The sequence below is a fragment of the Bacillus sp. V5-8f genome (assembly GCF_002863565.1).
Taxonomy (GTDB): Bacteria; Bacillota; Bacilli; order Bacillales; family DSM-1321; genus Peribacillus.
Genome location: NZ_PGUW01000004.1, coordinates 218,742 through 231,806, shown reverse-complemented (window position 1 = coordinate 231,806; position 13,065 = coordinate 218,742). Strand labels below are relative to the sequence as shown.

11 protein-coding genes and 1 pseudogene are annotated in these 13,065 nt (G+C 44.5%); 3 read left to right on the top strand and 9 right to left on the bottom strand.

Features of this window, described 5'->3' with window-relative positions:
* Positions 1-5 precede the first annotated feature (5 nt).
* Positions 6-1,022 (top strand): NADPH dehydrogenase NamA, encoded by a 1,017-nt coding sequence (gene namA / locus CUU64_RS05110; protein ID WP_101632195.1) that lies wholly within the window; start codon positions 6-8, stop codon positions 1,020-1,022.
* A gap of 88 nt (positions 1,023-1,110) precedes the next feature.
* Here the strand turns inward: namA and rnz are convergent, their stop codons facing one another.
* Entirely contained in the window at positions 1,111-2,049 is a 939-nt protein-coding gene (rnz, locus tag CUU64_RS05105; RefSeq protein WP_101632194.1) for a ribonuclease Z, read from the bottom strand.
* A gap of 491 nt (positions 2,050-2,540) precedes the next feature.
* On the opposite strand from rnz, the gene zwf reads away from it, so the two are divergent.
* Positions 2,541-4,010 (top strand): glucose-6-phosphate dehydrogenase, encoded by a 1,470-nt coding sequence (gene zwf / locus CUU64_RS05095; RefSeq protein WP_219621864.1) that lies wholly within the window; start codon positions 2,541-2,543, stop codon positions 4,008-4,010.
* Positions 4,011-4,399: 389 nt separating this feature from the next.
* Here zwf and gndA read toward each other — a convergent pair whose 3' ends face one another.
* From gndA to mce, 5 genes are all read right to left on the bottom strand, one after another.
* Positions 4,400-5,812, bottom strand: a complete 1,413-nt coding sequence (gene gndA, locus CUU64_RS05090) for an NADP-dependent phosphogluconate dehydrogenase (RefSeq protein WP_101632191.1) — start codon at positions 5,810-5,812, stop codon at positions 4,400-4,402.
* Positions 5,813-5,923: 111 nt separating this feature from the next.
* Complete coding sequence (locus CUU64_RS05085) at positions 5,924-7,225, bottom strand: DNA polymerase IV (RefSeq protein ID WP_101632190.1); 1,302 nt, start codon at positions 7,223-7,225, stop codon at positions 5,924-5,926.
* A 127-nt stretch (positions 7,226-7,352) separates the two neighbouring features.
* Positions 7,353-8,474, bottom strand: a complete 1,122-nt coding sequence (locus CUU64_RS05080; RefSeq protein WP_101632189.1) for a M20/M25/M40 family metallo-hydrolase — start codon at positions 8,472-8,474, stop codon at positions 7,353-7,355.
* Between the two features lie 98 nt (positions 8,475-8,572).
* A complete protein-coding gene (locus CUU64_RS05075) occupies positions 8,573-10,123 on the bottom strand; it encodes an acyl-CoA carboxylase subunit beta (protein ID WP_101632188.1) in 1,551 nt (516 codons plus the stop codon).
* Positions 10,120-10,542 carry a methylmalonyl-CoA epimerase gene (gene mce, locus CUU64_RS05070; RefSeq protein ID WP_101632187.1) on the bottom strand — a complete coding sequence of 141 codons (423 nt, stop codon included), beginning with the start codon at positions 10,540-10,542 and terminating at the stop codon, positions 10,120-10,122. Before mce ends, CUU64_RS05075 begins: the two co-directional genes overlap by 4 nt.
* A 171-nt stretch (positions 10,543-10,713) precedes the next feature.
* Here mce and prli42 point away from each other — a divergent pair, with 171 nt between their 5' ends.
* The gene (prli42, locus tag CUU64_RS21855; protein WP_180954466.1) at positions 10,714-10,809 is read left to right on the top strand and encodes a stressosome-associated protein Prli42; all 96 of its coding nucleotides are present in this window, start codon (positions 10,714-10,716) and stop codon (positions 10,807-10,809) included.
* Between the two features lie 59 nt (positions 10,810-10,868).
* On the opposite strand, the pseudogene CUU64_RS05065 reads toward prli42, so the two are convergent.
* The 3 genes and pseudogenes from CUU64_RS05065 to CUU64_RS05055 all read right to left on the bottom strand — a co-directional run bounded on the left by CUU64_RS05065 (position 10,869) and on the right by CUU64_RS05055 (position 12,964).
* A pseudogene (locus CUU64_RS05065) lies at positions 10,869-11,369 on the bottom strand (L,D-transpeptidase).
* 27 nt (positions 11,370-11,396) lie between these two features.
* Positions 11,397-12,386 (bottom strand): aromatic acid exporter family protein, encoded by a 990-nt coding sequence (locus CUU64_RS05060; RefSeq protein WP_101632925.1) that lies wholly within the window; start codon positions 12,384-12,386, stop codon positions 11,397-11,399.
* A 140-nt stretch (positions 12,387-12,526) separates the two neighbouring features.
* On the bottom strand, positions 12,527-12,964 hold the full coding sequence (locus CUU64_RS05055) for a BrxA/BrxB family bacilliredoxin (RefSeq protein ID WP_101632186.1): 438 nt from the start codon (positions 12,962-12,964) through the stop codon (positions 12,527-12,529).
* Positions 12,965-13,065 lie beyond the last annotated feature (101 nt).

The following is a 13,065-nucleotide window of genomic DNA, read 5'->3' as shown; positions in this document are numbered from 1 at the left end:
GAAGCATGAGTGCAAAGCTATTTTCACCTTACCAGATTAAGAATGTAACATTGAAGAACCGTATTGTGATGTCACCTATGTGCCAATACTCCTGCCCTGACGAGGACGGCCTCGTACAAACCTGGCATAAAACCCATTATACCAGCCGGGCAGTCGGTGGTGTCGGTTTGATCATAACCGAAGCGACAGCAGTCACGGCTCAGGGGAGAATCTCAGTCAACGACCTGGGGATTTGGAGTGATGAGCATGTTGAAGGGTTGGCTAAGCTGGTTTCATTGATAAAAGAGCAGGGTGCCATGACCGGAATCCAGCTGGCCCACGCCGGGAGGAAATCGGAGGTTAGAGAAGAGATTATAGCTCCTTCGCCAATTGCATTTAACGATCAATATAAAACCCCAAGAGAAATGACAAAGAAGGATATTGAAGAAACAGTTCAAGCCTTTAAAGTTGGCGCAGAGCGTGCAATAAAAGCCGGCTTCGATGTGATTGAACTACATGCTGCCCACGGCTACCTAATCAACCAATTCCTCTCTCCGTTAAGCAACAAACGGACAGATGAGTATGGGGGCGCCGCCCAAAACCGTTACCGCATCCTTAAGGAAACGATAGCCGCTGTGAAGGAAGTCTGGGACGGCCCATTATTCGTCCGCTTATCGGCCCATGATTATCATGAAGAAGGCATGACAGCAGAGAAGTATGTGGAGATGGCCCGCTGGATGAAAGAAGACGGAGTCGATCTAATTGATGTTAGTTCAGGAGCAGTCGTTCCCGCAAAGATTAAGGCTTATCCGGGTTATCAGGTACCATTCAGTGAAACAATCAAACATGGGGCCAGCATTGATACCGCGGCTGTAGGCCTAATTACTTCAGGCATCCAGGCAGAGGAAATTTTGCAAAATAACCGGGCTGATTTAGTACTCCTTGCCCGCGAGCTTTTGCGTGATCCTTACTGGCCTAGAAATGCCGCTAAAGAACTGCGGCATGAAGTTGAACCGCCTGTACAGTACAAAAGGGCTTGGTAAAAAAGAACAATAAATGTAAAAAACCATCCAGAAACAATGATCCTGGATGGTTTCTTAGTTTCCTCCATCAAAGCTAACACTCTGAAGCCTAATTATGCTGGTCCGGATAAAGGGGGATTTTTATGCTGAGAAGATCCTCGGCAATAATAGATCTCGGAAATATTTCCATGCTTTCAGTTCTAAGCCTATCTGAATCCTCCGCAGTGTACCTCGAGCTGATATGGGTTAATAGTAAATGTTTTGCGTTTGCACGTTTTGCCATCGTGGCGGCCTGTGCTGTTGTCGAGTGAAAATAGTCGTGTGCCATTTCGTGCTCGTCTTGAGCAAATGTCGCTTCGTGTATCAAATAATCAGCATCCTTCGCAAGGACTACAGCATTGTCACACGGCCGAGTATCTCCCAAAATCGTAATGATGCGCCCCCTTTGCGGAGCACCAACGTAATCAGCCGCATTCAATATCCTTCCATCCTCTAGATTCACATTTTCCCCATTCTTAAGGGCTTTGAAGGCAGGGCCAGGTTTTACACCCTCAGCCCTAAGCTTATCGATCAGTAAGCTTCCAGGACGGTCATGTTCTACAATCCGATACCCCAGACAAAACATCCCATGAGCAAGCGGGAGCGCCGACACGGTAAATTGTTCATCTTCAAACAAAGTGCCTCCTTCTATCTCAATAACTTTAAGAGAGTATTTCAAGTGGGTACCGCTTACCCTTATGCTTGTTTTTACGAACTCTTCTACCCCCGGTGGGCCATAGATCGTGAGCTCGTCTACTCCACCCTGAAACGACCGGCTGCCAAGCAAGCCGGGCAGCCCGAAAATATGATCCCCGTGAAGGTGGGTAATGAATATTTTCTCAATCTTTCGCGGTTTGACTGGAGTTTTCAAGATTTGGTGCTGTGTAGCTTCACCGCAGTCAAACAGCCATACTGCCCCCCTTTCTTCAAGGAGTTGCAGCGCAATGGAAGATACATTCCTGGCCTTGGCCGGCACCGCTGCACCAGTGCCTAAAAATACTAAATCCACTATAATTAACCTCCACCTGCGATTATGTATTCTCTCAATATAGCATAAAAAGCATGGCGTTTTAAGAGCCATTGTATATTCAATCCTTTCGTACCACCTGCTGCATTTCCAACCAGACCCTCGGCACCCAGCTTACCAATTAACTGAGAAGCCGTTTTTTGGTTCCTGAAATTCAGTTCGCGCATTTTTGCAGGGAGATAGTAAGCAGCATGCGGGATCAAAAATCATGGGTTTCATGGAATGTTTCCATAACTTGCGCACCTTTATCCTACTCTTTTAAACCACTGAAAACTCAGGATTTTATCGAATTACATAGAGGGAATATATTGTGAAGGTTTGCAAAACAATAAGGGTATGCTCAACATTTGCGTAAAAAGCCAACAAATTATATATTGGAATAGATTGTTTTGTCAGGAAAGACAGAATAGTTGTGAAACTTGAGAAAAGAGGTTTTAACATTGATTGAAGAAAACAAACCGACCGCATTAATCATGATTTTCGGCGCAACCGGGGACCTGGCGAAGCGAAAACTGTTCCCTTCCATTTATCGATTATTCCAGAAAGAGCAAATAAATAAATTCGCTGTCGTGGGTGTAGCCAGGAGACAGTTGTCGAATGATGAATTTCAGGCCAACGTCAAAGAATCGATTTTAACTTTTGCCGGGGAAAGCGAAAACGTCGATGAATTTGCTTCGCATTTCTATTACCATTCGCATGATGTAACCAGCTCAGAATCATACATACAGCTAAAGGAAATCGCCGATCAACTGGACAGCCATTATAAGCTGGAAGGAAACCGGATATTTTACTTAGCGATGGCACCGGAATTCTTCGGTACGATTGCAGAACAGGTGAAAGAACAAGGATTGACAGAAACAAACGGATACAAGCGCCTTGTAATTGAAAAGCCTTTCGGCCACAGCTTTGAAAGTGCCCAAGAGCTGAACGAACAAATCCGTACAGCGTTTAGCGAGGATGAAATCTACCGGATTGACCATTATCTTGGTAAAGAAATGGTTCAAAACATCGAAGTAATCCGTTTCGCAAATGCCATTTTTGAACCGCTTTGGAACAGCAGATACATTTCCAATATCCAGGTTACCTCGAGTGAAACACTTGGAGTAGAGGAACGGGGACGTTATTATGAAAAAAGCGGTGCATTGCGCGACATGGTTCAAAACCACATGCTTCAAATGGTCGCACTCCTAGCCATGGAGCCGCCAATCCGGCTGACCACCGAGGAAATACGCAGCGAAAAAGTCCGCGCTCTTCGTTCGCTTCGCCCTATGAAAAAAGAAGAAGTGAGTCAATATTTTGTTCGCGGCCAGTACGCAGCCGGCTCCTTGAATGGAGAGCAAGTTCCCGGTTATCGGCAAGAACCGATGGTCGACCCAGATTCCAACACCGAAACATTTGTTGCGGGTAAACTCATGATCGCCAATTTCCGTTGGGCGGGTGTACCTTTTTATATTCGTACGGGTAAACGGATGGATATAAAATCAACGAAAATCGTTGTTCAATTCAAGGATATTCCTATGAACTTATATTATAAAACGGAGGAAACCCTCCACCCTAACCTCCTGGTCATTCATATCCAGCCTGATGAAGGAATTACGCTCCTTCTTAACGCCAGAAAAACAGGGACAAACATGAAATCGACTCCGGTGCAATTATCCTTCTCTAATAAAGGCACCGACCGCATCAATACACCTGAAGCCTATGAAAGGCTTTTATATGACAGCATGCGCGGAGATGCAACGAACTTTACCCACTGGGATGAAGTGGCGTTGTCCTGGAAGTTTGTTGATAGCATTTCAAATTTCTGGGAGAACACAAAAGAAACCTCATTCCCTAACTATCCAGCTGGCACGACAGGACCGACATGTGCTGACGAGCTATTGGAAAAGGACGGCCATTCCTGGTGGCCTGTAGAAAACCTTGACCTTGAGGAAAATTGTTAATATCCATACTTGCAGAGGATGTCCTGAATCGGACATCCTCTGTTGCTTTTATCTTGCTTTGTTTTTTGATAATTTATTTTTGATAAGTTTGACGAATCTATAGTTTCTTATTATTGGTTGTTTAGTTGCCCCTCTGTTCAACCAAAAAGAAATACTTGTTTCAGCGACTACTAAAAAAACAAATATACCTACAACAATCCAAAACACAGCCTGTTATCCTCCCTCCATCGGCTTACGGACTGCTGAATTATACGTATAAAGATCAACCAATATAACTTTAGCTGCTGCTTTTTACTAGGGCTTTTAGAGATAACCCATTGTATTGCTTGTTTTGTAAAAGAAAAACGGACTAAACCCACTGGGCTTAATCCGTTTAGACTGCTGCTATTTTATTTCTCCATCCACTCTGTATGGAAAGTGCCTTCTTTATCAACACGTTGATATGTATGCGCCCCAAAGTAATCGCGCTGGGCCTGAATTAGGTTGGCCGGAAGGGTTTCCGTGCGGTAGCTGTCATAATAAGACAATGCAGCTGAGAAGCTAGGGACTGGAATACCATTCAATGTTGCCGTTACGATAACTTCACGTAGTGCTCCCTGGTAGCTTTCCACGATCTCCTTGAAATAAGGATCAAGAAGCAGGTTGTTCAGGTTGGCTTCACGATCGTATGCATCCTTGATCTTTTGTAGGAATTGCGCGCGGATAATGCAGCCGCCGCGGAAAATCATAGCTATTTCACCATAACTTAAATCCCATCCATACTCTTCAGAAGCTGCCTTCATTTGGGCAAAGCCTTGCGCATAAGAGCAAATTTTACTCATATATAGCGCTTTACGGATGCTTTCGATGAACGCTTCCTTATCGCCGTCAAAAGGTTTTGCTTCAGGGCCGCTCAATACTTTGCTTGCAGCGACACGCTCGTCCTTAAGAGCAGAGATGAAACGGGCAAAAACTGATTCCGTGATGATCGGAAGAGGAACACCCAGATCAAGGGCACTTTGGCTTGTCCATTTACCGGTTCCTTTTTGGCCAGCTTTATCAAGGATCACATCAACCATTGGCTTGCCTGTTTCCTCATCATATTTTTTGAAGATATCTGCAGTAATTTCAATTAGATAGCTGTCCAGCTCACCTTTATTCCATTCTGCGAACACGCTGTGAAGCTCTTCTGCTGATAAACCAAGAATATTTTTCAATAAGAAATAAGATTCTGAAATCAGCTGCATATCACCATACTCAATACCGTTGTGCACCATTTTGACATAATGTCCAGCGCCATCCGGACCGATATAGGTGCAGCAAGCGTCACCATTAACTTTTGCAGAAATATCTTTTAAAATTGGGGCAACCAGCTCATAAGCTTCTTTTTGGCCGCCAGGCATGATCGAAGGTCCTGTCAATGCCCCTTCTTCCCCGCCTGATACACCTGTACCAATGAAATGGATCCCAAGCTCGCTCAACTCTTCATTGCGGCGCTGAGTATCCTTGAAGAACGTGTTACCGCCATCAATCACGATGTCCCCTTTATCAAGCAGAGGCTTAAGCTGCTCAATTGTAGCATCCGTTGCTCCTCCTGCTTTTACCATTAACAAGATTTTTCTTGGGCTTTCCAGTGATGAGACAAACTCTTCCATACTGTATGTAGGTACAACATTTTTCCCTTGTGCTTCTTTCATCATTTCGTCCGTTTTTTCCCTTGAGCGGTTATATACCGATACAGAATACCCTCTGCTTTCGATATTGAACGCCAGGTTCTTGCCCATTACAGCAAGACCGATTACACCAATTTGTTGTTTTGACATGGATAGATCTTCCCTTCTTTAAAACTAATCGAACTACTTTACTCTAGCAAGTATTCTGATTATGTTCAAACCATTTTGCTTATTCTTTCCTATTTTACCCGAAAAAAATGATTAGTCATCTTCTTTTTGGAACGAAGGGAGCGGTTTATCCTTTAGCCTGAAATTGTCGAAAAAATCCTTGCTAAAGCTTGTTTCAGTGACAACGGATGAAGGAGTGCTGCTTTTTGCAGCAGGCAGGCCCTTGCTTATGATACTTTTTCCATACTTGTCCTGCAGCTTCTCCACCGCTTCAAACAAAGGTTCTTTTTCAGCATCCGTTTGATAGGAAAATAAATCGAGTTGCTTAAAGGCTGAGTCTTTTTCCGTCACATCAAAGGCAGTTACGCCCAATAGCCGGACAGCTTCCCCGTTCCAATGCTTCTTGAAAAGTTCTACAGCCAAATCATGTATTTCATCTCTTTCCGAAAAAGGGTTGTCGACGATTCGGCTGCGGGTAATAGTATTCCTGTCTTTATAGCGGATTGTGACTCCGACTTTCTGGCCGACCAGCCCTTTATTTTTTAGCCGGATCGCAACTTTACCTGACAGCTTTTTTAAAATATCTATCAAATCTTTTTGATTGGAAGAGTCATGCGGCAAAGTGGTCGAATTCCCAACAGTTTTATGCTGGGAGATGGAATCAGGGTCAACCTCCCTGCTGTCATTACCGTTCGCACGTTCCTTCAAACGTACACCGTTGATTCCTAATAATCTCTTGAGCTGGATATCATTTGCCTTTGCCAGGTCACCGATTGTTTGGATGCCGATATTCCCCAGCTTTTCGGCTGTCTTCCTGCCTATTCCGTGCATGTCCCCGACCGGGAGCGGCCATAGCTTTACAGGAACATCCCTTTTTCTTAAAATCGTGACCCCTAATGGCTTTTTCATATCGGAAGCTGTTTTTGCAAGAAACTTGTTAGGCGCGATACCAATGCTGCACGGCAGATCCATCGTTTCAAGAATCCGTTTTTGGATGCTTTCTGCAATTTCAACAGGGGAGCCTATATGACCACACTTTGTAATATCAAGATAACCTTCATCAATGGATACAGGCTCTACCCATTCTGTATACTGTCTTAACAGTTCAAATATCGCCATGGACGCTTTACGGTATTTCTCAAAATCGGGTTTCATCACCACAAGCTGCGGACACAGCTTTCTTGCTTCCCACAATGGCATCGTAGTCTTCACGCCAAACTTTCTTGCCTCGTAGCTGCATGTGACAATAATACCGCGCCGTTCTTCTGGATTGCCCGCAATTGCAAGCGGTTTACCTTTCAAGGAAGCGTCATAAGCCACTTCGACCGATGCGTAAAAGCTATTCATATCAACGTGGAGGATGACCCTTCCATTCTTCGGATACATATTGTTCACATCGGTCACTTCCTTATCTGTTATGTTATTACAATTATTGTAGCAAAACGTGAGGGCTGGTACACATACTTCCCCTTAAGACGGGAAAAAGGCGCCGATACTTCCGGCGCCTTGCTACTAATAAAAATTACTCCCCCGCTACTTCCTGGACGATGGCAATCACCATTTCGCCAAGCTTAACCAATTCTTCAACAGGTATCTTTTCATTCGTTGTATGAATCTCTTCATAACCAACAGCCAGATTGACAGTCGGAATACCGAAGCCGGCAATCACATTCGCATCACTGCCGCCTCCACTTTGCTGCAGTTCACAAGGGCGGCCAATTTTTTCAGCTGCTTTTCTTGCGACCTCCACAACATGGTCCCCTGCACCGAATTTAAATCCTGGATACATGACAATGATATCAACCTCAGCGCGGCCGCCCATTTCAACAGCAGCGGTTTCGAACGCTTCCTTCATCCTCGCGGCCTGTTGTTCCATCTTTTCAGGAATCAATGACCGTGCCTCTGCCAGGATTTCCACATAGTCGCACACAATATTTGTCTGCGTGCCACCCTCGAAACGGCCAATGTTTGCTGTGGTTTCTGAATCGATTCTGCCCAGCGGCATTCTTGCAATTGCCTTTGCTGCGATGGTTATTGCCGAAACCCCTTTCTCAGGAGCGACACCGGCATGGGCGGTTTTGCCATAGAGCCTGGCATTAACTTTGGCCTGTGTCGGTGCTGCCACCACTATATTTCCGACTTTCCCGTCACTATCAAGGGCATAACCGAATTTGGCCGTCACTAAGGAACGGTCAAGTGCTTTTGCGCCTACTAATCCCGATTCCTCGCCTGCGGTAATAATGAATTCGATTGTTCCATGTTCAATATTTTGTTCCTTCAGAACTTTTATCGTTTCGAGCATAACCGCAAGGCCTGCTTTATCATCCGCTCCAAGGATCGTCCTGCCATCGGACACAATATATCCATCCTTAATGGAAGGTTTTATCCCTTTCCCTGGAACGACTGTGTCCATGTGGGAAGTAAAATAAATGGTGTCTACATCTTCTTTTGAACCTTTTAGGGTACAAACCAGATTGCCTGCCCCATGTCCTGTTACACCGGTTGTGTCATCTTCAAAAACCTCAACCCCGAGCTCGGAAAACTTCGCTTTCAACACTTGCGCTATTTCCGATTCAAACTTTGTTTCGGAATCAACTTGGACCAACTCCATAAATTCCCGGACCAAACGCTGTTCATTAATCAATGTTCATACCTCCAAAAGTTATGTACTGTATCAGTATACTCCCGAGAAGGACGTCCGGCAAATTTCCGATATGCGTCGCTACATACCCTATACCGTGGTTATAAAGGAATGTTTCCATGCTTTTTGTATGGCCTGGATTCCTTTTTGTTACGGAGCATATCAAGCGCCTGGATAAGCTTGATCCTCGTATCGCGCGGGTCGATTACGTCATCCACCATACCTTGGCTTGCAGCTACATAGGGGTTTGCAAACTTCTCCCTATACTCCTCAATCTTCTGGGCACGGGTTTGTTCAGGGTCATCGCTATTTTGGATTTCTTTTGCAAAGATGATATTGGCCGCTCCTTGTGGACCCATGACGGCAATTTCAGCATTAGGCCACGCAAAGACCAGATCGGCTCCAATTGATTTGCTGTTGAGTGCCACATAGGCCCCGCCGTATGCCTTTCGAAGGATGACTGTAAGCTTTGGAACAGTAGCTTCCGAATAGGCGTAGAGAATTTTTGCACCGTGCCTAATGATACCCCCATGCTCTTGTTTTACACCTGGAAAAAAGCCGGAGACATCTTCAAAAGTGATGATTGGTATATTGAAAGAATCACAAAAGCGTATGAAACGGGCCGCTTTATCGGATGAATCAATATCAAGCCCCCCGGCCATGAATTTTGGCTGGTTACAAACTAACCCGACTACATCGCCTTTAATCCTTGCCAAACCGACTACGATATTTTTCGCAAAATCTTTTTGGACTTCCATGAACGTGCCTTTATCTGCAACCTGTCCGATTACGGCTCGAACATCGTAGGGGCGAAGCGGGTCAAACGGGATTGTATCAGTCAAATCCGGACGGTAATCAGTTTCTTCTTCGACTTCCCAGCGCGGCGGCTTTTCTTCATTATTTTGGGGAAGGTAGCCAATTAGGGCTCGTACCATTTCAAGCACTTCCTCTTCCGTTTCACCCTTGAAGTGCGCGTTTCCGCTGATGGAATTATGCACATTCGCCCCACCTAGATCCTCGGAGCTAATCTTTTCCCCGGTCACTGTTTCAATAACCTTTGGCCCTGTAATGAACATTTGGCTCGTTTTTTCAACCATAAACACAAAGTCGGTAATGGCTGGCGAATACACCGCTCCTCCTGCACATGGGCCCATGATTACTGAAATTTGCGGAATAACTCCTGAATAAATGGAATTCCGGTAAAAAATATGCCCATAGCCATCCAGGGAAACTACACCTTCCTGTATTCTCGCCCCGCCCGAATCGTTTAAACCTACAAAAGGAGCTCCATTCTTTGCCGCCAGATCCATCACATTCGCGATTTTCTTTGCATGCATCTCTCCAAGCGCCCCGCCGAATACAGTGAAGTCCTGCGAAAATAAATAAATGGGCCTGCCATTTACTTTCCCAAACCCGGTTACCACACCATCCCCGGGGCCCTTCATGCCATCCAGCCCAAAATCGCGGCTGCGGTGCTCGATGAAAGGATTTAATTCAACAAATGTACCCGGGTCAACCAAAAGGTCAATCCGTTCCCTGGCAGTCAGTTTTCCTTTTTCATGCTGTTTGTCAATACGCTCGTCCCCGCCGCCCAGTTCAATTTCTCTGCGACGGTCGTACAGTTCATTGATTTTTTCGTAAATGTCAGTCATACATGATCCTCCTCTGCCCAATCCCGTTCACATAACTCAAACAGGATCCCCGCTGTCGATTTTGGGTGCATAAACGCTACTTTGGCATTATGGGCGCCAAGCCGCGGCGTTTCATTAATCATTTTGATTCCATTGGAACGTATGGATTCAATCCTCTCCCCAATGCTTTCAACACCTAAAGCAATATGGTGGATTCCCTGTCCCTTCTTCTCTATAAATTTCGCAATAGGGCTTTCAGGTGACAACGCTTCCAATAATTCCAGCATTGTATTTCCCGCAGACACAAAAGCTACCCTTACCCCTTGGCTTTCCACAGTTTCAATACCCTCAAGCTTTAATTGAAAAACTTGCGTATAGAGTGGAAGAGCCTCTTCCAAAGAAGCAACAGCGATCCCGATGTGATCAATACTTTTTATCATAAAAAATCCCCCATCATAAAGACAATTATCCGGCTATAACAATATTCAACAAAAAACGGGAAAGTCCTCCTTCTGTGCCTTGTAAAATTGTCTTTGTTATTAGGGCTTGTCTGCATGAACCCAGCCGCGTTAAAATAAGAATAATCAAATTCCTACAGAGGAGATTTTGAAATGAGAAATAAAAGAATCAGAAAAATAGTCGTGTATTTAATGCTCATTTCCATGCTGTTAACTTCACTTATGTCAGGACTGGCATTTTTAATGTAAAAAAAAGGGTCTTGGCAAGGAAAAAAACATGCTGCCAAGACCCTTTTTGATAATTTTCATTATTTTATCGCCCCATATTCTTTCGCGAGCAAATGAAAATCCTTCCGAGATTTTGCCACTAGGATTTTCGTGCCGATTGGGCTTTTTATAGAGCCGTTCCACATCTGCATTTTTCAGGCGGATGCATCCCTGGGAAATATACTTCCCTACCGTCCATGGCTGATTCGCACCGTGCACACCGTATATCCTACCGTCCGTGCCCTTGGCATCGAAGCCAACCCAGCGGGTCCCTAACCTCGGGTCACCCCGAGGAATGTTGTTTTTTCGGTAATAAGGATTTATAGCTTTCACTTTCAGGTGAACAATCCCTCAGGAGTCAACTCATCGCTTCTTCCCGTGCCGGCAGGCAAAACCTCTTGAACTTTATTATCCTTGATAAAGGCGTGTTTATTACTGGCTTTGTTAACAATTATAAACGGGTCTCCCGGCTTAACAGCTGGAGCATCAGGAAATACAGGGGAAACCATGAGCACAAGCAACATGGATAACACTAACCTCATGACAAACCTCCTTCCCCTTTCCTTGTTTTAAGCAGGAGAGGTTTTTTCCATGCGGCTGTTTGCTCGTTTTGGCAGACCTTTGAAAGAAAGTTTAAGTTGGAGATAACGTTCCATTTCCTTCATCAGTTGAAATAAAGCTGCCCTCGATTCGAACTCTTCCCGGGTTGCCGGTAGCTCCATTTCCTTGAATTCGCGTTCCATCTCTTCAAGCTGTCTTAGATATATTATGGCTGTATTCTGCGGATGGACATGATTACTTAAGGTTTCAATAAAATCCGCAAGCATTTCAGAGGGCTTTACATTTGTCCGTATATTTGCAACAAGCGGCAAAATACGTTCGATGATTTCAAATTGCTTTTCCCTCATCTTGAAGTAATGATAGTAAGCATCACTTTCCCGTAAAAAATGATTTTCCACATCGCGGAACGCGAGCGATTTGGCTTCAGCCAGAAGACGGCTCGTTTCAGTTATTTCTTTCCCTTCCCATGTGCTGTCGGTAGTGCGAAGGTAGTTCACAATTTCCTTTAAAATCGATCGGAAATTATGTTCAATTCTTCTCTGGTAATCCACAAGTCTATTTTCCAGGCTTGGCATGTAGAGGTTCATCAGTAGAGCAACCCCTATCCCAATGGTGATCAAAGCTGTTTCATTTAGAATTAGATCCAGAGAGAGGTTCCCGGCATTGTAAAAGTGAAGGATGATAACACTGCTCGTAACTATCCCCTCATTTACTTTAAGTGCCACAGTTGTTGGGATAAATATCAAGAGCATCAACCCAATAACAATAGGATGATAGGCGATCATTTCAAACAGGATGGAAGAGAAAGCCATCGCCAAAACGCATGCAAAGAATCTTGACCATGCAGCCTTTAATGATTTCTTCTTTGTAACCTGAATGCACAGTATGGTTAAAATGCCCGCCGATGCAAAATTATCTAGGCCAGCCAGCTGGGCGAGGATAATCGAAAGCGTTGTACCCAGCGCTGTTTTGATTGTCCTATATCCGATTTTAAACATCATATTTAACCATCCTAACATGGGTCCGGCCCAAAGTAATTTAATCATTTAACCCATTCAAGGGGCTAACCCCCCAATGGGTTGTATTTTTGTCTAAAGACCATAATAACAGAAAAAAAGACCCGAGAAAATCTCGAGTCTTACACTTCTTCGCAATATTGGTCAAAGTAGCTTTGAAGTTTATTGATTACTGACATTGGATCATGTCCTTCAATTTCATGCCTTTCAACCATTGTAAGGAACTTTCCGTCCTTTAAAATAGCAAATGATGGAGATGAAGGCGGGTAGCCTTCAAAATACTGACGCGCTTTTTCAGTTGCCTCTTTGTCCTGGCCGGCGAACACGGTTACTAGCTGGTCAGGGCGTTTATCATAATGAATGGCATGTGAAGCAGCAGGTCTTGCAATGCCGCCGGCACAACCACACACAGAATTGACCATTACAAGTGTAGTCCCTTTCTTTGCAAATGCTTCATCCACTTCCTCAGGCGTTTTTAGTTCTGTATACCCAGCGCCAGTGATTTCCTGACGGGCTTGGCGAACTACATCGTTCATTAAAAAGTTAAAATCCATACTCATGGGTGATGCCCCCTCCAATAATTATTTCTACATTCTCATAATATCAATGTGAGGATTACAATTCAATTCCAACGCACAGAATGTACTAGCAAAGGACGTCT